Source organism: Mycolicibacterium sp. MU0053, assembly GCF_963378095.1.
GTDB lineage: Bacteria > Actinomycetota > Actinomycetes > Mycobacteriales > Mycobacteriaceae > Mycobacterium > Mycobacterium burgundiense.
Genome location: NZ_OY726397.1, coordinates 2,390,697 through 2,410,803 on the forward strand (window position 1 = coordinate 2,390,697; position 20,107 = coordinate 2,410,803).

Genomic DNA, 20,107 nt, shown 5'->3' on the forward strand with positions numbered 1-20,107 from the left:
CTGCATAATCATGCAAAATCGGTGAATGGTTTCGGTGGCACTGGCAGGTGCAAGTGGATATGCGGGCGGCGAGATCCTGCGGCTGCTCCTCGGGCATCCGCGCTACGGCGACGGCCGACTCGAGATCGGCGCGCTGACCGCCGCCGGCAGTGCGGGCAGCGCCCTCGGTGAGCACCACCCGCACCTGTTGCCGCTGGCCGGTCGGGTGCTGGCGCCCACCGACATCGAGACCCTGCGCGGCCACGACGTGGTGTTCCTGGCGCTGCCGCACGGCCATTCCGCCGCGCTGGCCGAACAGTTGGGACCGGACACCCTGGTCATCGACTGCGGTGCGGACTTCCGGCTCACCGACGCGGACGTCTGGAAGCGCTTCTACGGCTCCGACCACGCCGGCAGCTGGCCCTACGGCATGCCGGAGTTGCCCGGTGCGCGCGAGGCGCTGCGCGATACCAAGCGGGTCGCGGTGCCGGGCTGCTATCCCACCGCGGCGCTGCTGGCGCTGCTGCCCGCCCTGGCCGCCGGCCTGGTGGAGCCCGCGATCAACGTCGTCGCGGTCAGCGGCACCTCGGGTGCGGGCCGCGCCGCCAAGGTCGACCTGCTGGGCTCGGAGGTCATCGGCTCGGCGCGGGCCTACAACATCGGCGGGCTGCACCGGCACACCCCGGAGATCGCGCAGGGCCTGCGCACGGTGACCGACAAGGAGGTCACGGTGTCGTTCACCCCGGTGCTGATCCCCACCTCGCGCGGCATCCTGGCCACCTGCACCGCTCGCACCGAGGCCTCGGTGTCGGAGCTGCGGACCGCCTACGAAAAGGCGTACGCCGAGGAGCCATTCGTGCATCTGCTGCCGGAGGGGCAGTTGCCCCGCACCGGCGCGGTGATCGGCAGCAACGCCGCCCAGATCGCGGTTGCGGTGGATGCGGACGCGTCGACGTTCGTCGCGGTGTGCGCCATCGACAACCTGGTGAAGGGGACCGGCGGGGCCGCGGTGCAGTCGATGAACCTGGCGCTGGGCTGGCCGGAGACCGAGGGGCTTTCGATCGTGGGAGTGGCGCCATGACCCCCCGGTTGCTCCGCACCCAGGGGGTGACCGCGCCGGCGGGCTTCCGGGCGGCCGGCATCGCCGCGGGCATCAAGGCCTCCGGAAACCTGGACTTGGCGTTGGTCTTCAACGAGGGTCCTGATCACGCCGCGGCGGGCGTCTTCACCAGAAATCAGGTCAAGGCGGCGCCGGTGCTATGGAGCCAGCAGGTGCTCGGCACGGGTCGGTTGCGCGCGGTGATCCTCAACTCCGGCGGGGCCAACGCCTGTACCGGCCCCGGGGGATTCCAGGACACCCACGCCACCGCCGAGGCCGTGGCCGCGGCGCTGTCGCAGTGGGGCACCGAGACCGGCGCGATCGAGGTGGCGGTCTGTTCCACCGGGTTGATCGGCGACCGGCTGCCGATGGACAAGCTCAGTGCCGGAGTGACCGAGATCGTGCACGAGATGGCCGGCGGGCTCTCCGGCGGCGAGGAGGCCGCCCGGGCCATCATGACCACCGACACCGTGCCCAAGCAGGTCGCGCTGCACCATCGGGACAACTGGACCGTCGGCGGGATGGCCAAGGGTGCGGGGATGATGGCGCCCTCGTTGGCGACCATGCTGGTGGTACTCACCACCGACGCGGTGGCCACTGCGGAGGCGCTCGAGGCCGCGCTGCGGTCGGCCGCCGCGTGCACCTTCGAACGGCTCGACATCGACGGCAGCAGTTCCACCAACGACACCGTGCTGCTGCTGGCCTCCGGCGCCAGCGAAATCGCGCCCAGCCAAGCCGAACTCGACCACGCGGTGCGTCAGGCGTGCGAGGATCTGTGTGCCCAGCTGCAGGCCGACGCCGAGGGCGTCACCAAACGGATCCAGATCATCGTGACGGGTGCGCTGACCGAGGACGACGCGCTCACCGCCGCTCGCATCGTGGCCCGCGACTCCCTGGTCAAGACCGCGCTGTTCGGCTCGGACCCGAATTGGGGCCGGGTGCTGGCGGCGGTCGGCATGGTGCCCTTCCCGCTGGAACCCGACCGGATTTCGGTGTCGTTCAACGGTTCCCCGGTGTGCGTCAACGGTGCGGGTGCGGTGGGCGCGCGCGAGGTGGACCTGTCCGGCCCCGACATCGAGGTCGTGGTGGACCTGGGTCTGGGTGCGGCCACGGCGTCGATCCGGACCACCGACCTGTCGCACGCCTACGTCGAAGAGAACTCGGCCTACAGCTCATGAGCGTCGCGACCAAAGCGCAGATCCTCGCCGAGGCGTTGCCGTGGCTGACTCAGTTGCACGGCAAGACGGTCGTGGTGAAGTACGGCGGCAACGCCATGACCGACGACGTGCTCAAGGCGGCGTTCGCCGCCGACATGGTGTTTCTGCGCAACTGCGGTATCAAGCCCGTCGTGGTGCACGGCGGCGGCCCGCAGATCAGTGCGATGCTCAAGAAGCTCGGCATTGCCGGTGATTTCAAGGGCGGCTTCCGGGTTACCACACCGGAGGTGCTCGACGTCGTGCGCATGGTGCTGTTCGGTCAGGTCGGCCGCGAACTGGTCAACCTGATCAATGCGCACGGTCCGTACGCGGTGGGCCTCACCGGCGAGGACGCCCGGCTGTTCACCGCGGTACGGCGCAGCGTCCTGGTCGAGGGGATCTCCACCGACATCGGCCTGGTGGGCGACATCGATGAGGTCAACACCGCCGCGGTGGTGGATCTGATTGCGGCCGGGCGCATCCCGGTGGTCTCGACCATTGCCCCCGACGCCGACGGCGTGGTGCACAACATCAACGCCGACACCGCGGCGGCCGCGCTGGCCGAGGCGCTCGGCGCCGAGAAGCTGTTGATGCTCACCGACATCGAGGGCCTCTACACCGACTGGCCCAACCGCGACTCGCTGGTCACCGAGATCGACACCGGCGCGCTGACCCAGCTGCTGCCCAGCCTGGAAGCCGGGATGGTGCCCAAGGTCGAGGCGTGCCTGCGGGCCGTGGCGGGCGGGGTGCCCAGCGCGCACGTCATCGACGGCCGGGTCGAGCACTGCGTCCTGGTCGAGTTGTTGACCGACGAGGGCGCCGGAACGAAAGTGGTGCCGGAAGCATGACGGGAACCGAAGAGCTGCAGCGGCGTTGGTCCGCGGTGATGATGGACAACTACGGCACCCCGCCGTTGGCGTTGGCCAGCGGGGCCGGCGCCGTCGTCACCGACCCGGACGGCAAGTCGTACCTGGACCTGCTCGGCGGCATCGCGGTCAACCTGCTCGGGCACCGTCATCCGGCGGTCATCGAGGCGGTCACCAGCCAGCTGAACACGCTGGGGCACACGTCGAATCTGTACGCGACCGAGCCGGGCATCGCGCTGGCCGAGGCGTTGGTCGATCACCTCGGCGGCGAACACCGCGCCCGGGTCTTCTTCTGCAATTCCGGCACCGAGGCCAACGAGGTCGCCTTCAAGATGACCCGGCTGACCGGCCGCACCAAACTCGTTGCCGCGCAAGGCGCCTTCCACGGCCGGACCATGGGTTCGCTGGCGCTCACCGGGCAGCCCACCAAGCAGGCGCCGTTCGCACCGCTGCCCGGTGACGTCACCCACGTCCCGTACGGCGATGTCGACGCGCTGGCCGCCGCCGTGGACGACGACACCGCCGCGGTCTTCCTGGAGCCGATCATGGGCGAGGGCGGAGTGGTGGTCCCACCGCCCGGTTACCTCACCGCGGCCCGCGACCTCACCGCCGAACACGGTGCGCTGCTGGCCCTCGACGAGGTGCAGACCGGACTCGGACGCACCGGTGCCTTCTTCGCCCACCAGCATGACGGCATCACCCCCGACATCGTCACGCTGGCCAAGGGCCTCGGCGGCGGGCTGCCGATCGGCGCGTGCATCGGCATCGGTGCCGCCGCGGACCTGATGACACCGGGTCTGCACGGCAGCACCTTCGGCGGCAACCCGGTGTGCACGGCGGCCGCACTGGCGGTGTTGCGCACGCTGCGTGCCGATGATCTGATCACCCGCGCCGAGGTACTGGGCAAGACCCTGAGCCACGGCATCGAGGAGATCGGCCATCCCCTGGTGAGTCATGTCCGGGGCCGTGGCCTGCTGCTCGGGGTGGTGTTGCACGAGGCCAAGGCCAAGGCGGTGGAGTCGGCGGCCCGCTCCGCCGGGTTCCTGGTCAACGCCGCCGCGGCCGACGTGGTGCGACTGGCCCCGCCGCTGATCGTCACCGAAGAGCAGCTGGGCGGCTTCCTGGAAGCGTTGCCGGGCGTGCTCGATACCGCACAGGAGACCTCATGACAGCACCAGCACGCAGCGGCATCCGCCACTTCCTGCGCGACGACGACCTGAACCCCGAGGAACAGGCCGAGGTATTGGCCCTGGCCGCCGAACTCAAGCGCAAGCCGCTGAGCCGGCGCCCGCTCGAGGGGCCGCGCGGCGTCGCGGTGATCTTCGAGAAGAACTCCACCCGGACCCGCTTCTCCTTCGAGATGGGCATCGCCCAGTTGGGCGGGCACGCCATCGTCGTCGACGGCCGCAGCACCCAGTTGGGCCGCGAGGAGACCCTGGAAGACACCGGGGCGGTGTTGTCGCGCTACGTCGATGTGATCGTGTGGCGCACCTTCGCCCAGGAGCGGCTCACCGCGATGGCGTCGGGTTCGAGCGTCCCGATCGTCAACGCGTTGTCCGACGAGTTGCATCCCTGTCAGGTCCTGGCCGATCTGCAGACCCTGGCCGAACGCAAGGGCGACCTGGCGGGGCTGCGGCTGACCTACCTCGGCGACGGCGCCAACAACATGGCGCACTCGCTGATGCTGGGCGGGGTGACCGCCGGCATCGATGTCACCGTCGCCTCGCCGGAGGGTTTCGCCCCGAACCCGGAGTTCGTCACCGCGGCGCAACGCCGGGGCGCCGAGACCGGCGCCACGGTGACGCTGACCACCGATGCCCGCGCCGGCGCCGATGGCGCCGACGTGCTGGTCACCGACACCTGGACCTCGATGGGACAGGAGAACGACGGACTCGACCGGGTGCGTCCGTTCCGGCCGTTCCAGCTCAACTCCGAGCTGCTGGCGTTGGCGGACTCCGAAGCCGTTGTGCTGCACTGCCTTCCCGCGCACCGCGGCCACGAGATCACCGACGAGGTCATCGACGGACCGCACAGTGCGGTCTGGGACGAGGCCGAGAACCGGCTACACGCGCAGAAGGCGTTGCTGGTCTGGTTGTTGGAGCGAAGCGGGATGACCCCCGCATGACCGACGTCGCCGGTAAGACCGCCCCGGGCATCGCCTCGACCCGGGCCGGCCGACAGGCCCGGATCGTGGCGCTGCTGTCGGTGCGGTCGGTGCACAGCCAGAGCGAACTGGCCGGCCTGTTGGCCGCCGAGGGCATCGAGGTCACCCAGGCGACCCTCTCGCGGGATCTGGAAGAACTCGGTGCGGTTAAACTTCGCGGCGCCGACGGCGGCGTCGGGGCCTACGTCATCCCGGAGGACGGCAGCCCGGTGCGCGGGGTCACCGGCGGCACCGAGCGGGTCACCCGCCTGCTCGGCGAGCTACTGGTGTCCACCGATGCCAGCGGGAACCTGGCGGTGCTGCGGACCCCGCCCGGTGCGGCGCACTACCTGGCCAGCGCCATCGACCGGGCCGCGTTGCCGCATGTGGTGGGCACCGTCGCCGGCGACGACACCGTGCTGGTCATCGCCCGCGAGCCGATGACCGGCGCGGAGCTTGCCGGCACATTCGAAGAAATGCAATAGAGAGCCAAGAGAAAACGATGATGAAGGAGAACGGTGATGTCTGAGCGCGTCATCCTGGCGTATTCCGGCGGTTTGGACACCTCCGTAGCGATCAGTTGGATTGGCAAGGAGACCGGCCGCGAGGTCGTGGCCGTGGCCATCGACCTCGGCCAGGGCGGTGAGGACATGGAGGTCGTGCGGCAGCGCGCGATCGACTGCGGCGCGGTCGAGGCCGTGGTGGTCGACGCGCGCGACGAGTTCGCCGAGCAGTACTGCCTGCCCACGATCCAGTCGAACGCGCTCTACATGGACCGCTATCCGCTGGTGTCGGCGATCAGCCGGCCGCTGATCGTCAAGCATCTGGTGGCGGCGGCCCGCGAGCACGGTGGCGGCATCGTCGCCCACGGCTGCACCGGCAAGGGCAACGATCAGGTGCGCTTCGAGGTCGGATTCGCCTCGCTGGCACCCGATCTGGAGGTGCTGGCCCCGGTCCGCGACTACGCCTGGACCCGCGAGAAGGCCATCGCGTTCGCCGAGGAGAACGCGATCCCGATCAACGTCAGCAAGCGCTCGCCGTTCTCGATCGACCAGAACGTGTGGGGCCGCGCGGTCGAGACCGGCTTCCTGGAGCACCTGTGGAACGCCCCGACCAAGGACGTCTACGAGTACACCGAGGACCCCACGCTCAACTGGAGCACCCCCGATGAGGTCATCGTGGGCTTCGAAAAGGGTGTCCCGGTCTCGATCGACGGGCGCGGCGTGTCGGTGCTGGAGGCCATCGAGGAGCTCAACCGGCGCGCCGGCGCCCAAGGCGTGGGTCGGCTCGACGTGGTCGAGGACCGCCTGGTCGGCATCAAGAGCCGCGAGATCTACGAGGCGCCCGGGGCCATGGTGCTGATCACCGCGCACACCGAACTCGAGCACGTCACGTTGGAGCGCGAGCTGGGCCGCTACAAGCGCGGCACCGACCGCAAGTGGAGCGAGCTGGTCTACGACGGCCTGTGGTTCTCGCCGCTCAAGCGGGCGTTGGAGACGTTCGTCGCGCACACCCAGGAGCACGTCACCGGTGAGATCCGGTTGGTGTTGCACGGCGGGCACATCGCGGTCAACGGTCGGCGCAGCAGCCAGTCGCTCTACGACTTCAACCTGGCCACCTATGACGAGGGCGACACCTTCGACCAGTCGTCGGCCAAGGGCTTCGTGCACGTGCACGGCCTGTCGTCGAAGATCTCGGCGCAGCGGGACCTCGGCCTGTCGTGAGCACCAACGAGGGTGCGCTGTGGGGCGGCCGGTTCGCCGACGGGCCCTCGGACGCGCTTGCCGCACTGAGCAAATCCACCCATTTCGACTGGGTGCTGGCGCCCTATGACATCACCGCCTCCAAGGCGCACGCCCGGGTGCTGTACGGCGCCGGCCTGCTGACCGAGCAGCAGCGCGACGGGTTGCTGGCCGGGCTGGACGCGCTGGGCTCCGACGTCGACGACGGCAGCTTCGGGCCCACCCCGGCCGACGAGGACGTCCACGGCGCCCTGGAACGGGGCCTGATCGAGCGGGTGGGGCCCGACCTGGGCGGTCGGCTGCGGGCGGGCCGGTCCCGAAACGACCAGGTGGCCACGCTGTTTCGGATGTGGCTGCGCGACGCGGTGCGCCGCGTCGCCGACGGGGCACTGCAGGTGGTGGCGGCGCTGGCCGACCAGGCCGCCGCGCACCCGAGCGCGGTGATGCCCGGCAAGACCCACCTGCAGTCGGCCCAACCGATCCTGCTCGCGCACCATCTGCTGGCCCACGCCCACCCGCTGCTGCGCGACGTCGACCGCATCGTCGACTTCGACCGGCGCACCGCGATCTCGCCGTACGGATCCGGCGCGCTGGCCGGCTCCTCGCTGGGCCTGGACCCCGACGCGATCGCCGCCGACCTCGGCTTCACCGCCGCGGCCGACAACTCGGTGGACGCCACCGCGGCCCGCGACTTCGCCGCCGAGGCCGCGTTCGTGTTCGCCCAGATCGGGGTGGACCTGTCCCGGCTGGCCGAAGACATCATCCTGTGGAGCTCAACGGAATTCGGTTACGTGCAACTGCACGACTCGTGGTCCACCGGCAGCTCGATCATGCCGCAGAAGAAGAATCCCGACATCGCGGAGTTGGCGCGCGGCAAGTCCGGTCGGCTGATCGGCAACCTGACCGGGCTGCTGGCGACCCTCAAGGCGCAGCCGCTGGCCTACAACCGGGATCTGCAGGAGGACAAGGAACCCGTCTTCGACTCGGTGACCCAGCTCGAGCTGCTGCTGCCGGCGATGGCGGGTCTGGTCGGCACCCTGCGCTTCGACGAGGAGCGGATGGCGCAGTTGGCGCCCGCCGGTTACACACTGGCCACCGATATCGCCGAATGGCTGGTCCGCCAAGGGATCCCGTTCCGAGTCGCGCATGAGGCCGCCGGCGCGGCGGTCCGCATCGCGGAGGGCCGCGGCGTGGGCCTCGACGAACTCACCGACGCGGAGTTCGCCTCGATCGATGCGGCCCTGACCCCCGAGGTCCGCGAGGTGTTGACCGTCGAGGGCTCGGTGAAATCGCGCAACGCCCGCGGCGGCACCGCTCCGAGCCAGGTGGCTCGCCAGCTCGAGGTCGTGCGGGACACGGCAACCCGATTGCGCGGCCGACTGTTCGGATAGTCACTACGCTGCAAGCATGGCTGAACGGCTCACGTTCATCTCGGCGGGCACCCGTTGCGTCGCCCAGCTGTATCGCGGCGCCGGGACGGGCGGCGCGTGCGTGGTGCTGTGTACCGGATTCGGCGGCACCCAGGACACGCCCGCACTGGTGGCCACGGCGCGGGATTTCGCCCGCGCCGGCTACCACGCGGTGACGTTCGACTACCGCAGCTTCGGGCTCAGCGACGGACAACCGCGCCAGGTGGTGAGCATCGCGGGACAGCTCGACGACATCGCCGCGGCTCTGGCCTGCGCCCGGGGCCTCGACGGCGTCGACCCGGAGCGGATCGTGCTGTGGGGCACCTCGCTGGGCGGCGGGCACGTCATCGCCGCGGCGTCGCGGGATCCCGGCGTTGCGGCCGTCATCGCTCAGATCCCGTTCAACGGATTTCCCCGCCGGGTCCAGGGGCGATCCCTCGGCGGCACCGTGCGCCTGCTTGCGGCGATGGTCGGCGATTGGCTGCGCGGCAAGCTGCGGCTGCCGCCGTGGTACCTGCCGGCCGTCGGCGGCCCGGGAGAATTCGCGGTGATGGCCAGCGCCGAGGCGCACCGCGTGATCGCCGGGATGGACAGCCCCACCTGGCGCAACGAGGTGGCCCCGCGGGCGCTGCTGGAGATGATGCGTTACCGGCCCGCGCAATTCGCCCCGCGGGTGGCGTGTCCGGTGCTGGTGTGCATCGGAGACCGCGACGCCGAGACCCCGCCGGAGTTGTCGGGCGCGCTGGCCGAGGCGGTGCCCCATGGCGAATTGAAGAGCTATCCGGTACCGCATTTCGAGTTCTACACCGACGCCATCCGCCCGCAGGTGGTAGCCGACCAGATCGCGTTCCTGCGCCGGGTCACGGCGGCCTGAGCTCAGTCGAGTTCCTCGGACAGCTCGAGCCAGCGCGCCTCCAGCTCACCGACCTCGGCCTCGAGCGCGCGCAGCTCATCGGTGAGCCGTGCCAGGCCGACGTGATCGGCCTGGTCGTGGTCGGCGAGTTGCTGGTGTTTGGCCGCGATCCGATCCGACAGCTTGGCCAGCGACCGGTCCAGCGCGGCGATCTCCTTCTCGACCGCACGCTGCTCGGCTCCGGAAAGCCCGGGCGCGGCAGGGGTTTTCGGGGGCTGCGACCCGGGGGCCGGCCGGTCGCGCTGCTGCTCGGCCAACCGCAGATACTCCTCGATGCCGCCGGGCAGGTGCCGCAGCCGGCCGTCCAGCACCGCGTACTGCTGATCGGTGACCCGCTCCAACAGATACCGGTCGTGGGAGACCACGATCAGGGTGCCGGGCCAGGAATCGAGCAGTTCCTCGGTGGCGGTGAGCATGTCGGTGTCGACGTCGTTGGTGGGCTCGTCCAGGATCAGCACGTTCGGCTCGGACAGCAGCGTGAGGATGAGCTGCAGCCGGCGGCGCTGTCCGCCGGACAGGTCGGACACCCGGGTCGAAAGCTGTTCGCGGGCAAAGCCCAACCGCTCCAGCAGCTGTGCCGGGGTCATCTCGCGCCCGTCGACGACGTACCCGGTCTTGAGCCGGCCGAGCACGTCGCGGACCAGGTCCTGTTCGATGTCGGCAAGGATTCCGGCCTGCTGATCGAGCTTGGCCAACCGGACCGTCTTACCGCGTTTGACCCGACCGGAGTCCGGTGCCACGGTGCCGGCGATCAAGCCGAGCAGCGTGGACTTGCCGGCGCCGTTGGCCCCCAAAATTCCGGTGCGCTCGCCGGGACCGATCCGCCACTCGATGTCCCGCAGCACCGGCCGGTCGTCGTAGGACACCGATACGTCCAGTAGGTCGATGACGTCCTTGCCCAGCCGCGCGGTGGCCAGCTTCGCCAACTCCAGCGGGTTGCGCAACGGCGGCACGTCGGCGATCAAGGCATTGGCCGCCTCGATGCGGAACTTGGGCTTCGAGGTCCGCGCCGGGGCCCCGCGGCGCAACCAGGCCAACTCCTTGCGCATCAGGTTCTGGCGCTTGGCCTCGGAGGAGGCGGCCATCCGGTCGCGCTCGACGCGCTGCAGCACGTAGGCGGCGTACCCGCCGTCGAACGGTTCGACGACCCCGTCGTGGACCTCCCAGGTGGAGGTCGCCACCTCGTCGAGGAACCAACGATCGTGGGTGACCAGCAGGAGTCCGCCGGTGTTGCGGGCCCACCGGTTCTTGAGGTGGGCGGCCAGCCAGGTGATGCCCTCGACGTCCAGATGGTTGGTGGGCTCATCGAGCGCGATCACGTCCCAGTCGCCGACCAGCAAGGCGGCCAACTGAACCCGGCGGCGCTGCCCGCCCGAGAGCGTGCCGACCCGGGCGGTCCAGCCGAGGTCGGAGACCAGGCCGCTGACCACGTCGCGGATCCGGGGGTCGCGGGCCCACTCGTGGTCGGCCTGCTCACCCACCAGGACGTGCCCGATGGTGTCGTCGTCGGCGAGCACGTCGGCCTGCGCCAGCGCCCCGACTCGTAGGCCGCTGCGGCGGGTGACGCGGCCCGCGTTCGGACGCACCGAGCCCGTCAGCATGCCCATCAGGCTGGATTTGCCGTCGCCGTTGCGTCCGACGATGCCGATGCGGTCACCGTCGTCGACACCGAGAGACACCGATTCGAAGACGACCTTGGTGGGGTACTGCAGGTGCAGTCCCTCCGCGCCGAGTAGGTGTGCCATTGCTGCCGACCCTATCGCCCGCGGCCGAGCGCGCTCGCCATCGAACGGTATTTCAGCCGTCAGCGGGCGTTAACCCGCAGTTCCGATCACACCTCTAGACATCTATACGGCAGTTGCACCGGACATCGGCGAACGAACGGATGAGGACATGAAGTCTGTACGCGGCAAGATCGTCAGCACGGTGGGAATGCTGACCGTGGCAGCAGTGGCCGCGGGCTGCAGTGGTGCGCCCGCCGACGACCAAGCTCAACCCGCCACCGTCCGGCTGGCGGTCACCGATCTGCAGGGGCTCGAGGAGTTGCAGCGCGAGTTCGGGGCGTTCAAGCAGGAATTCGAGGATCAGTCCGGGCTCGCGGTCGAGTTCTTCGCGGTCAACGACCGCACCGCCGCCGCCGCGGCGCTGGCCGCCGACCGGGTCGACGTGGTCTTCACCGGCCCCGCCGAGTACGTGGTGCTGCACGAGCGCACCGGCGCCGAACCGATCATCGCCATCCAACGCGACGGCTACCGGTCGTGCCTCTACACCACCAGCGACGGGCCCACCGAACTCGACCAGTTGCGCGGCACCAAGATCGCGATGTCCGACGTCGGCTCGACCAGCGGCCACCTCGGACCCTCGCAGATCCTCGTCGACGCCGGCCTGGACCCGATGACCGAGATGGAGGTCCTCACCGTCGGTGACGCCGTGCACCAGGCGCTCAAACGCGGCGATGTCGAGGCCGTCGGGATCGGCTGCCACGACTACGAGGAATTCATGGCCGAGGAGGACGACCCGTCGCAGTTCAGGCTGCTGGCCGAGGGGCCCGTGCTGCCGCCGGATCTGCTGATGGCGCGCCAGGGGGCCGACCCGGCCATGATCGAGACGGTCCGGAGCACCTTCGTCGACCACTTCGACACGCTGCTGCCGGCGATGTTGGAGGGCAAGGACAACGCGAAGTACGACAACGCCGAACTGGTGACCGTCACCGACGCCGACTATGACGTGGTCCGGTCGATGTACCGGGCGATCGGCGCCAACGACTTCTCCGACTTCGTGGGCAACTGAGATGGGTTCGGTTGCCGAAGTCGACGTCGCCGCCCCGGTCGCAGCGCTGCCGGCGCCGCCCGCCGTGGTCGAGGTCTCGGGCCTGCGAGTCGGGTACCGGCGCAACGCGAAGGTCACGCTGTCGGGGATCGACCTGACCGTGGCGGCGGGCGAGACGGTCGCGCTGATCGGCACCAATGGTGCGGGCAAGTCGACGCTGCTGCGTTGTCTGGTTCGGCTCATCGAACCGTCGGCGGGCACGATCCGACTCGGCGACGTCGACGTCACCGCGGCCACCCGGCCGGCGTTGCGGGCCGTGCGCCGCGAGGTCGGATTCGTGTTCCAGCGGTTCCACCTGGTATCGCGGCTGACGGCGTTCGACAACGTGGTGCACGGCGCGATGGGCCGCCGCGGAACGCGGTGCGCGTGGCCGACATTGGCGCCGGTCGAGGTGCGGGACGAGGCCATGCAGGCGCTGCAACGCGTCGGGCTCGACGAGTTCGCCGGGCGTCGCGTCGAATCCCTCTCCGGCGGCCAGCAGCAACGGGTGGCGATCGCCCGCATGCTCATGCAGCGACCCACCCTCATCCTGGCCGACGAGCCGGTGGCCAGCCTGGACCCGGCCTCGGCGGTGGTCGCGATGGACCTGCTGCGGTCCATCGCGGTGGAGAACGGCGTCACGGTGATCATGGCGATGCATCACGTCGACCTGGCCCTGCGCTACTCCGACCGGATCATCGGATTGCGCCACGGGACAATCGAACTGGATCGGCCCAGCCGGCTCTGCGATGCCGACCGACTCAATGGCGTCTACGCCACCGATGCGCGGTGAACCGCACGCTCCACCGCGAGGCGGCCACGGGCGCGCCGGCCCGGGTCCGTCGCCCGAGCCTGCTGAGCCTGGTGATCATCCTCGTCGCGGGCTGCGTGCTGATTCACGGCTGGACGCAGGGGGTGAAGCTGGACCCGGAGTCGCTGGGCACCGGCGCGTTGCGGCTGGGTGACTTCTTGGCCGACGCCGTCCCACCGGACGTGGACCGGCTGGGGCCCATCCTGAAAGCCCTGCTCGTCACCGTCGAGATGGCTTTGTTGGGAACCATTTTCGGGGTGCTTCTGAGCCTGCCGCTGGCCGGCTTGGCCGCGCGCAACATCTCGCCGCACTGGACGTGTTACACCGCCGCGCGGGCCTGGATCACCGTCTGCCGCAGCGTCCCGGACCTGGTGTGGGGGTTGATCTTCGTGGTCGCGGTCGGACTGGGACCGGAGGCCGGCGTGCTGGCCATCACGGTCGACGTGATGGGCTTCTGCGGCCGCTTCTTCGCCGAGAGCATCGAGGACCTGGACCCGGGCCGGCTGGAGGGACTGCGGGCGCTGGGGGCGTCCCGGATCGGGGTGCTGGCCGGCGGCGTGGTGCCGACCTGCCTGCCGTCGTTCGTGACGACGTCGATGTTCGCGCTGGAATCGTCGGCGCGCTCGTCGGTGGTGCTCGGACTGGTCGGGGCCGGCGGGATCGGCATCGAGTTGGCCACCTCGATGACACTGCTGCGCTACGACGAGGCACTCACCATCATTTTGTCCATCCTGATCGTTGTCGTTGTGTTCGAGCGGGTTTCATCCGCCATCCGGCGACGCGTCCTGGGCGAGTAGGGGGAGCGATGACCAATGCAGGAACAGTGATCAACCGGTTCGGGGACCGTCCCGTCTACCGGCAGCTCACCGAATTGATCGAGGCCCGGCTGGCGCAGCACGCGCAACCGGGGGACCGGCTGCCCAGCGAGGCCGATTTGTCCGCGGAGTTCGAGGTGAACCGGCTCACGGTGCGTCGGGCCCTGCACGAGTTGAACCGCCGCGGCGTCATCGACACCCGGCACGGCAAGGGTTCGTTCGTGGCGGCCCCGCTGCTGCGCTATGACGTCTCCGCCGGCCGCCACGCCAGCTTCACCCGGAACATGCGCGAGGCCGGTCTCGGGGTGCGCATCCGGCAACTGTCCCGCACCGTCGTCGCCGACCCCGAAGTGCAGGCCCAACTCCAGACCACCGAACCGGTGTTGGTGTGCCGCACCGTCCGAATCGTCGACGACCAGCCGTGGTCGCTGTCCGAAACCCGCATCGGCACCGGACGATTCCCCGGCCTGACCGAACTGTGGCAGGGCGAGACGTCGCTGTACGACTTCCTGCTCGAGGCGCACGGGGTGCGGATGCAGCGGTCGCAGCGCACTTTCGCCGCGGCGCTGGCCGAGCCCGAGGACGCCGAACGGCTTCTGATCCGGGTCGGCGACGCGATCCTGGAGATGCGCGGCGTCAACGTTGATCAGCACGGGGCGCCGGTGGCCGCCGTACACCATCGGTTTCGCGGCGACCGGGTCCAGTTCACGGTGGACCTGTGGTGACCGCCGAAGCCCGATTCGAGGCCCTGGCCGCCGCCGAGGCCGTCGCGCTCGAAACGCTTGCCGACGACATCCTGGCCGCTGCCGGGCGCATCGAGGTGATCTCCGGTCCCGAGTCGGTGAGCGCCCCGGTCCGGCTCCCGATCCCCGGAACAGAGGCCAGCACAGTGGTTCTGGGCCACGTCGGGTTGAGCCGATGCACCGTGGAGTTGGACGGTGTGCGCGGTGACGGGTACCGGCGCGGCTACGACCCGGTGGGCGCGATAGCCGCCGCGATCTGCGATGCCGCCGCCGAGCACGACGGCCCGCATCGCGAGCGGGTGCACCGGTTGTGCCATGACACGGGGGAGCGGGCCCGCACCGCGGCCACCGACGCCGCCCGTCGGGTGGCCCTGACCCGATTGGCCGAACCATGACCTGGGACCGCGTCCACGACGGCCGCACCGCATTCCTGGCCTGCATGCGGGCGCTGTGCGCACCCGGGGAGCCCATGCCCCTGCCCGCGCTCGCCGCGATGTCCGACGTCGATGAACTCAACGGCGCGGCGGCAGTGTTGTTGGCGCTGCTGGATCCTGGCCTGGTGTTGGGGGTGGCCGGCGGTCCGGCCGCGCAGCGCGTGGCCGCCCGCGTGGCCGCCGAGACCGGCGCCGAACTCGGTGCGATCGGCGTCGCCGACTGGGTGCTGGTGCACGGTCCCGCCGCCGACGCGATCGAACGGGCCCGCCGCGGTGACCGCAGCAACCCGGAGCGGGGCGCCACGGTCGTCATCGCGGCCACCGCGCCCCCGGTAGCGGTGCGTGTCAGCGGACCCGGAGTCGACGGCACCGCGACGGCGGCGGTCCCGCTGGAAGCGGCCGCCCTGCGTGCCTTCGGGACCGCGAATGCCGAATCACCCTGCGGCGTCGACCTTTTCCTGACCGCCGGTGAACAGCTGCTCGGCCTGCCGCGCAGCTTGTCGATGCAACGGGTGGTGCCCTGATGTATGCGAGCATGCAGGAGAACGACGCCCTTGAGGCCGCGCGCGCGTTGGTGGCGCAGCCCGGGCCGCTGGCGGGCGCACAGATCGACACCAGTGTGCTCGAGGAGCAACTGTGCGCCGAGGCGGGTCTGTGGGACACCGTGGCGGCGCGTCGCGCGCTGCACCAGTCCCAGGGTGATCTGGCCGCGGCGGTGTCGATGCTGCGGGTGTGGGCGGCCACCCAACCGCACGTCGCGCCCGCGCCGGTGGCCGCGGCCGATGTGGCCATCGAACGCCGGCTGTCCTCGGCGTACCCGCAGGTTCCGGGCGGCCAATGGCTCGGCGCGGCGCGCGATCTCAAGCCGCGGCAGCTGAGCTGGGGCGACGAGGCGGAACCGGACAGCCCACCGGCGCCCCCGAGCGCTCCCCACGGTGCCGGCGCGGCCCACGACGGCGAGGTCCCCACCCGGGCCACGACCTCGCGGGTCCGCGATCTGCTGGGGGGCGTCCGCATGGTCGCCGAGCGCGAGGACGGGGACGGCGCGGATCCGGCCACCTCGGTGCTGACCCCGCCGCTGTCTCGCGCCAGCCGCCTGTCGGTCCTGGCGCGCAGCGAGACCGGGGCCCTGGTCGCGCTGTCCGCGCTGATCCTCGGTCGCCGACAGGAAGCGATCCTGATGGAGCTTTCGGTGCAGACGGTCACGCTGCGAATCCCGCACCCGCGCAGCGCAATACCGTGCGCGGTCGCCGAGGTGCCGGTGACCGAAGCCGAGGTGGTGCTCGACGCCGACGTGGCCGGTGCCCCCGGCCTTGCCACCGGTTGGGGCGCGACGCTGGGCACCGTGGAGCGGCGCGCGCTCGCCTTGGCGTTGATCGACGCCGCGATGCGCGCCGACGGCGATCTCCAACAACCGTTGGTGCTCGACGAGCAGACCGTCATCGCCGCCGGCGATGGCGCCGCCACGACCGGGTTCGTCGAGCATCTGCGACTGCCGCACTACGCCAGCTTTGCCGCCTATCTCTCGGCGGTGTCAGGAGATCAACCATGACCCCCACCACGGTCGCCGCGCTCGCGGCGGCGCACGGCACCGCGGAGTCCTACGCCTATCTCGACGAGGACACCAAGCGCAACGTCCGACGCGCACTGCTGAAGGCGTTGGCGATCCCGGGGTGGCAGGTGCCGTTCGCGTCCCGGGAGATGCCCGTCGCCCGCGGCTGGGGCAGCGGCGGACTGCAGGTCACGCTGTCGGTGGTGGGCCCCGCCGACGTCGTCAAGGTCATCGACCAGGGCGACGACATGTCGGTCAACGCCGCCGGCATGCGCGCCCTGATCAGCCTGGCGGCGCACTGCGCGGCCACCACCGTGACCACCGAGGCCACCCTCATCCAGAGCCGGCACCGGATCCCGGAGGTGGACCTGCGTGCCGACCAACTCCTGGTGCTGCAGGTGCCGCATCCCGATCCACTGCACCGCGTCGTACCCGACGAGTCGGCCGCGCGGCAACGCCACGCCAGCGGTGACTACACGGCGGCCTGGCTGGACCTCTACGACGCCGAAGCGCGCCTGGGTGGGCCGCGCACCGGCGCCGACCATCCCGTCCTGGTTGCGGGCGAGCGGCTGATGAGTCCCAGCCCGATCCCGCGGTACGACGTGTTGCGGTTGGATCGCCGGCCGCATCCGATCCTGCTGGGCGCGGGCCGGCGGGCGCGACTGACGGCCCTGCCGCCGTTCACGTCCGTGCAACCGTTGGCCTTCGAGGATCGTCCGCTGCAGTCGGAGTACAGCGGTGCGGCGTGCATCCGGTGCGGCAGCACGCGGTCCTACCGGGTGTCGCAGGATTCCGGGGCCGACTGGATGTGTACCGACGCCGACGCCTGCCGGCTGCGCGCAGAGAAGGGAACGCCGTGACGTCCGAGGCCACCATGACGGGTCCCGCTGTGCGGGTGGGTCCGCCGGCTCCCGTGCTGTCGGTGCGGGGGATCTCGCATCGGTTCGGCCCCACGTGTGCCGACTGCTTTGTCCGCACCGGGGAGGAGGCCGGCACCAACCGGTGCGACCGGTGCGGTTCCGTCGTCGCACTGCACGATGTTTCGTTCGATGTCGGGCCCAACGAGGTGCTGGGGATCGTCGGCGAGTCGGGATCGGGAAAGACGACGCTGCTGCGCAGCCTGTACCTGGACCTGAGGCCGGACGAGGGTGTCGTGCTGTGCGGCAGCGCACCGATGCGGCGGTCGGCGGTGGTGATGGTGCACCAGAATGCGCTGGCGGCCGGGCTGTACCCGCGGCTGGCCGCGGAATCCAATGTCGCCCAACGGTTGTTGTCGGCCGGCCAGCGACACTTCGGCCGATTGCAATCCACCTCCGCCGCGATGCTCGCCGAACTCGGCCTGGGCCGTGAGCGCCACGGCGATGCGCTGATGACGTTCTCGGGCGGTATGCAGCAGCGGGTGCAGTTGGCGCGGGCGCTGGTCGATCCGCCGTTGATCCTGTTGTTGGACGAGCCGACGACGGGGCTGGATCCTTCGATCCAGGCGGGGCTGCTCGATGCCGTGCAACAGGTGGCCGACACGCTGGGGTCGGCCACCGTCGTGGTCTCCCACGACCTGGCCGCGGTGCGGATACTGGCCTCGCGCATCGTGGTGCTGCACCACGGTCGCGTCGTCGAACACGGTGTGGCCGAACAAGTTCTGCATGACCCCCAACACCCCTACACACGCCTGCTGGTGTCCTCGAGGTTGACCTGATGCGAACTTCTGGATCCGCGGTGCTGACCGCGACCGCCGCTGCGAAACGGTTCGACGACGCGCCGTGGGGGCCGTTGGCCGCGGTCGACCTGACCGCGCGCGCCGGGTGCGTGTCCCTGGTGCAGGGCCCGGCCGGATCCGGCCGGACGAGCCTGGTTCGGTGCCTGACCGGCGGCTACCGGCTGAGCGCGGGCGATGTCACGGTGCGGGTGCCGGGCGCGGCGGCGGTGAGTCTCGCCGTCGCCGACCCGCGGTCGGTGGCCTGGTTGCGCACCCACCACATCGCGTGCTTCGACGGTGAACTCGTCGCCGCACCCACGCTGCCGACCGCGGTGGCCATCGCCCGGATCGCACGGCAGCCCCGCGCGGCCGCGGTGGCCGCGCTGAGCCGGCTGGGCGCCGCGCGGTTGGCGGCGGTGTCCGTCGGCGGATTGCGGGCACCGCAACGCCGCACGGCCGCGCTCGTCGCCGCGTTGCTGGCCGATCGTGACGTCGTCGTACTCGACGACCCCGAGGCGTCGGCACCCGTCGAGCCGCTGTCCGCGTGGCTGCAGGAGGCGGCCGACGGCGGGGCCGCGGTGGTGGTCACCGCCGGCACCGAAAGCGCATTACGCCCGATCGCAGCCGCGGTGGGCCAACTGGAGGAGGGACGCATCGCATGGGTGTGACAGTGCTGGACGGATTGACGGTGGTGCCCGGCGGTGGACGGCCGGTGATCCCCGACGCGACGGTCACCCTCGACGAGGTCGGTCGGGTGCTGGAGATCGCCGCGAACTCGGCGCCCACCCGCGCGGTGCTGCTACCCGCGGCGGTCGACCTGCACCTGGACAATCTGGTGCAGCGCCGCCAGCCGCGGGCCACCGTGACGCTGGATCACGAGGCGGTGCTGCCGGTGCTGGACGCCGAGTGCGCCGCCGCCGGGATCGCGACGGTGTGCATTGCCGTGCGCTGTGAACATTCGCCGCGCAAGGGCATCGAGATCACCGACGCCCCGCGACTCGCCGCGGCAATCGAGCGATTGGGTCCGGAACTCGCGTGCGACTGGCGGGTGCACGCTCGGGTCGAACTGACCGACGAGCGCAGCGTCGAAACTCTCGCGGCCGTGCTCGCGGCGACGTCGCGGGTCGCGCTGATCTCGGTGATCGAAACCTCCGCGGAGCGCAGCCGATTCGGTTCCCTCGAAGCGACCCGGGCGTTCTATGCCGAGGACTGGGGGATCAGCGAGGCCGAGGTCGAGGCGATGTTCACGGTTGACCCCGCGCGGCTGGCCGGCGTCGGCGCGCGCCGGGCCGAGGTCGCGGCGCTGGCGCGGGCCCACGGCATCGTGCTCGCCAGCCACGACGACAGGACCCCCGAGCACGTGCAGGAGGCCTTCGATCACGGGGCCCGGGTCGCGGAGTTCCCGCTGACGATGGACGCCGCCCGGCACGCCCGGCGGTTGGGGATGCACGTGGTGCTCGGTGCCCCGAATGCGGTCCGGGGGCGGTCCACCTCCACCGGCAACGTGCTGGCGTCGGAGGCCGCCGAGGCCGGGTGCTGCGACGTGCTGTGTTCGGACTACCTGCCCTCGGCCCTGCAGGCGGCGCCGTACGCGCTGGTGCGCGACACCTCGCTGAGCCTGTCGGCGGCCGTCGACCTGATCTCGACCAACCCGGCGGCGGTACTGGGGTTGCCGGATCCGTCGATTGCGGTGGGCAAGCCGTTGACGGGGTCGTTGCGGCGGATCCAGGCCGGCCCGAACGGCGACCCGACGGCGGCCGTGCAGGTCGGCATGGCGCTCTGGCGGGACGGCCAATTGGTGTTCGGCCGGGTCTCCGAGGCGTTTCGGCTCAGCACCACCACCGTCTGAAGCGCGGCTGCGGAGTACCGGACAATCCCGCCGACCGGATCGACCCGTGTGC

21 protein-coding genes are annotated in these 20,107 nt (G+C 70.7%); 20 read left to right on the top strand and 1 reads right to left on the bottom strand.

The genetic code is table 11. The features are described from left to right. Nucleotides 1-25: 25 nt before the first annotated feature. From argC to RCP80_RS11080, 9 genes are read left to right on the top strand one after another with little or no spacing between them, the layout of a single operon-like run. Nucleotides 26-1,060: an N-acetyl-gamma-glutamyl-phosphate reductase gene (gene argC / locus RCP80_RS11040; protein WP_308482354.1), complete on the top strand. Its 1,035-nt coding sequence runs from the start codon at nt 26-28 to the stop codon at nt 1,058-1,060. Next, on the top strand, nt 1,057-2,256 hold the full coding sequence (argJ, locus tag RCP80_RS11045) for a bifunctional glutamate N-acetyltransferase/amino-acid acetyltransferase ArgJ (protein ID WP_308482355.1): 1,200 nt from the start codon (nt 1,057-1,059) through the stop codon (nt 2,254-2,256). The genes argC and argJ overlap by 4 nt, the downstream gene beginning before the upstream one ends. Further along, nucleotides 2,253-3,122 carry an acetylglutamate kinase gene (argB, locus tag RCP80_RS11050; RefSeq protein WP_308482356.1) on the top strand — a complete coding sequence of 290 codons (870 nt, stop codon included), beginning with the start codon at nt 2,253-2,255 and terminating at the stop codon, nt 3,120-3,122. The genes argJ and argB overlap by 4 nt, the downstream gene beginning before the upstream one ends. Beyond that, nucleotides 3,119-4,309 (top strand): acetylornithine transaminase, encoded by a 1,191-nt coding sequence (locus RCP80_RS11055; RefSeq protein WP_308482357.1) that lies wholly within the window; start codon nt 3,119-3,121, stop codon nt 4,307-4,309. Before argB ends, RCP80_RS11055 begins: the two co-directional genes overlap by 4 nt. Next, nucleotides 4,306-5,265, top strand: coding sequence for an ornithine carbamoyltransferase (argF, locus tag RCP80_RS11060; RefSeq protein ID WP_308482358.1), 960 nt, complete (start codon nt 4,306-4,308; stop codon nt 5,263-5,265). Before RCP80_RS11055 ends, argF begins: the two co-directional genes overlap by 4 nt. Continuing rightward, the gene (locus RCP80_RS11065; RefSeq protein ID WP_308482359.1) at nt 5,262-5,768 is read left to right on the top strand and encodes an arginine repressor; all 507 of its coding nucleotides are present in this window, start codon (nt 5,262-5,264) and stop codon (nt 5,766-5,768) included. Before argF ends, RCP80_RS11065 begins: the two co-directional genes overlap by 4 nt. 36 nt (nt 5,769-5,804) lie before the next feature. Then, entirely contained in the window at nt 5,805-7,007 is a 1,203-nt protein-coding gene (locus RCP80_RS11070; RefSeq protein WP_308482360.1) for an argininosuccinate synthase, read from the top strand. Then, nucleotides 7,004-8,416, top strand: a complete 1,413-nt coding sequence (argH, locus tag RCP80_RS11075; RefSeq protein ID WP_308482361.1) for an argininosuccinate lyase — start codon at nt 7,004-7,006, stop codon at nt 8,414-8,416. The genes RCP80_RS11070 and argH overlap by 4 nt, the downstream gene beginning before the upstream one ends. A 16-nt stretch (nt 8,417-8,432) precedes the next feature. Beyond that, nucleotides 8,433-9,308, top strand: coding sequence for an alpha/beta hydrolase (locus tag RCP80_RS11080; protein WP_308482362.1), 876 nt, complete (start codon nt 8,433-8,435; stop codon nt 9,306-9,308). Nucleotides 9,309-9,310: 2 nt separating this feature from the next. On the opposite strand, the gene RCP80_RS11085 is transcribed toward RCP80_RS11080, so the two are convergent. Continuing rightward, nucleotides 9,311-11,092, bottom strand: a complete 1,782-nt coding sequence (locus RCP80_RS11085) for an ABC-F family ATP-binding cassette domain-containing protein (protein WP_308482363.1) — start codon at nt 11,090-11,092, stop codon at nt 9,311-9,313. Nucleotides 11,093-11,240: 148 nt separating this feature from the next. Between RCP80_RS11085 and RCP80_RS11090 the strand changes: the two genes are divergently transcribed. The 11 genes from RCP80_RS11090 to RCP80_RS11140 are packed head-to-tail and all read left to right on the top strand — an operon-like array spanning nt 11,241 to nt 20,055. Then, nucleotides 11,241-12,137, top strand: a complete 897-nt coding sequence (locus RCP80_RS11090; protein WP_308482364.1) for a PhnD/SsuA/transferrin family substrate-binding protein — start codon at nt 11,241-11,243, stop codon at nt 12,135-12,137. A 1-nt stretch (nt 12,138) separates the two neighbouring features. Further along, on the top strand, nt 12,139-12,948 hold the full coding sequence (locus RCP80_RS11095; RefSeq protein ID WP_308482365.1) for a phosphonate ABC transporter ATP-binding protein: 810 nt from the start codon (nt 12,139-12,141) through the stop codon (nt 12,946-12,948). Beyond that, on the top strand, nt 12,945-13,763 hold the full coding sequence (phnE, locus tag RCP80_RS11100; RefSeq protein ID WP_308482366.1) for a phosphonate ABC transporter, permease protein PhnE: 819 nt from the start codon (nt 12,945-12,947) through the stop codon (nt 13,761-13,763). Before RCP80_RS11095 ends, phnE begins: the two co-directional genes overlap by 4 nt. 8 nt (nt 13,764-13,771) lie before the next feature. Continuing rightward, complete coding sequence (locus RCP80_RS11105) at nt 13,772-14,506, top strand: GntR family transcriptional regulator (protein WP_308482367.1); 735 nt, start codon at nt 13,772-13,774, stop codon at nt 14,504-14,506. Further along, on the top strand, nt 14,503-14,919 hold the full coding sequence (locus RCP80_RS11110; protein ID WP_308482368.1) for a phosphonate C-P lyase system protein PhnG: 417 nt from the start codon (nt 14,503-14,505) through the stop codon (nt 14,917-14,919). Before RCP80_RS11105 ends, RCP80_RS11110 begins: the two co-directional genes overlap by 4 nt. Beyond that, nucleotides 14,916-15,482 carry a phosphonate C-P lyase system protein PhnH gene (locus RCP80_RS11115; protein ID WP_308482369.1) on the top strand — a complete coding sequence of 189 codons (567 nt, stop codon included), beginning with the start codon at nt 14,916-14,918 and terminating at the stop codon, nt 15,480-15,482. The genes RCP80_RS11110 and RCP80_RS11115 overlap by 4 nt, the downstream gene beginning before the upstream one ends. Next, complete coding sequence (locus tag RCP80_RS11120) at nt 15,482-16,510, top strand: carbon-phosphorus lyase complex subunit PhnI (RefSeq protein WP_308482370.1); 1,029 nt, start codon at nt 15,482-15,484, stop codon at nt 16,508-16,510. Before RCP80_RS11115 ends, RCP80_RS11120 begins: the two co-directional genes overlap by 1 nt. Beyond that, nucleotides 16,507-17,370, top strand: coding sequence for an alpha-D-ribose 1-methylphosphonate 5-phosphate C-P-lyase PhnJ (locus RCP80_RS11125; RefSeq protein ID WP_308482371.1), 864 nt, complete (start codon nt 16,507-16,509; stop codon nt 17,368-17,370). Before RCP80_RS11120 ends, RCP80_RS11125 begins: the two co-directional genes overlap by 4 nt. Then, on the top strand, nt 17,367-18,206 hold the full coding sequence (locus tag RCP80_RS11130; RefSeq protein WP_308482372.1) for an ATP-binding cassette domain-containing protein: 840 nt from the start codon (nt 17,367-17,369) through the stop codon (nt 18,204-18,206). Before RCP80_RS11125 ends, RCP80_RS11130 begins: the two co-directional genes overlap by 4 nt. After that, entirely contained in the window at nt 18,206-18,874 is a 669-nt protein-coding gene (locus RCP80_RS11135; protein WP_308482373.1) for an ATP-binding cassette domain-containing protein, read from the top strand. The genes RCP80_RS11130 and RCP80_RS11135 overlap by 1 nt, the downstream gene beginning before the upstream one ends. After that, nucleotides 18,865-20,055, top strand: a complete 1,191-nt coding sequence (locus RCP80_RS11140) for an alpha-D-ribose 1-methylphosphonate 5-triphosphate diphosphatase (RefSeq protein WP_308482374.1) — start codon at nt 18,865-18,867, stop codon at nt 20,053-20,055. The genes RCP80_RS11135 and RCP80_RS11140 overlap by 10 nt, the downstream gene beginning before the upstream one ends. The last annotated feature ends 52 nt before the right edge of the window (nt 20,056-20,107 follow it).

Excerpts from the sequence above, each read along its gene's own strand:
- RCP80_RS11095 (WP_308482365.1), top strand. The coding sequence starts at position 12,139 with ATGGGTTCGGTTGCCGAAGTCGACGTCGCCGCCCCGGTCGCAGCGCTG.
- RCP80_RS11080 (WP_308482362.1), top strand. The coding sequence starts at position 8,433 with ATGGCTGAACGGCTCACGTTCATCTCGGCGGGCACCCGTTGCGTCGCC.
- argJ (WP_308482355.1), top strand. The coding sequence starts at position 1,057 with ATGACCCCCCGGTTGCTCCGCACCCAGGGGGTGACCGCGCCGGCGGGC.
- RCP80_RS11125 (WP_308482371.1), top strand. The coding sequence starts at position 16,507 with ATGACCCCCACCACGGTCGCCGCGCTCGCGGCGGCGCACGGCACCGCG.
- RCP80_RS11120 (WP_308482370.1), top strand. The coding sequence starts at position 15,482 with ATGTATGCGAGCATGCAGGAGAACGACGCCCTTGAGGCCGCGCGCGCG.
- argF (WP_308482358.1), top strand. The coding sequence starts at position 4,306 with ATGACAGCACCAGCACGCAGCGGCATCCGCCACTTCCTGCGCGACGAC.
- RCP80_RS11085 (WP_308482363.1), bottom strand. The coding sequence starts at position 11,092 with ATGGCACACCTACTCGGCGCGGAGGGACTGCACCTGCAGTACCCCACC.
- argC (WP_308482354.1), top strand. The coding sequence starts at position 26 with ATGGTTTCGGTGGCACTGGCAGGTGCAAGTGGATATGCGGGCGGCGAG.
- RCP80_RS11090 (WP_308482364.1), top strand. The coding sequence starts at position 11,241 with ATGAAGTCTGTACGCGGCAAGATCGTCAGCACGGTGGGAATGCTGACC.
- RCP80_RS11105 (WP_308482367.1), top strand. The coding sequence starts at position 13,772 with ATGACCAATGCAGGAACAGTGATCAACCGGTTCGGGGACCGTCCCGTC.
- RCP80_RS11115 (WP_308482369.1), top strand. The coding sequence starts at position 14,916 with ATGACCTGGGACCGCGTCCACGACGGCCGCACCGCATTCCTGGCCTGC.
- RCP80_RS11070 (WP_308482360.1), top strand. The coding sequence starts at position 5,805 with ATGTCTGAGCGCGTCATCCTGGCGTATTCCGGCGGTTTGGACACCTCC.
- RCP80_RS11065 (WP_308482359.1), top strand. The coding sequence starts at position 5,262 with ATGACCGACGTCGCCGGTAAGACCGCCCCGGGCATCGCCTCGACCCGG.
- RCP80_RS11140 (WP_308482374.1), top strand. The coding sequence starts at position 18,865 with ATGGGTGTGACAGTGCTGGACGGATTGACGGTGGTGCCCGGCGGTGGA.
- argB (WP_308482356.1), top strand. The coding sequence starts at position 2,253 with ATGAGCGTCGCGACCAAAGCGCAGATCCTCGCCGAGGCGTTGCCGTGG.
- RCP80_RS11135 (WP_308482373.1), top strand. The coding sequence starts at position 18,206 with ATGCGAACTTCTGGATCCGCGGTGCTGACCGCGACCGCCGCTGCGAAA.
- RCP80_RS11055 (WP_308482357.1), top strand. The coding sequence starts at position 3,119 with ATGACGGGAACCGAAGAGCTGCAGCGGCGTTGGTCCGCGGTGATGATG.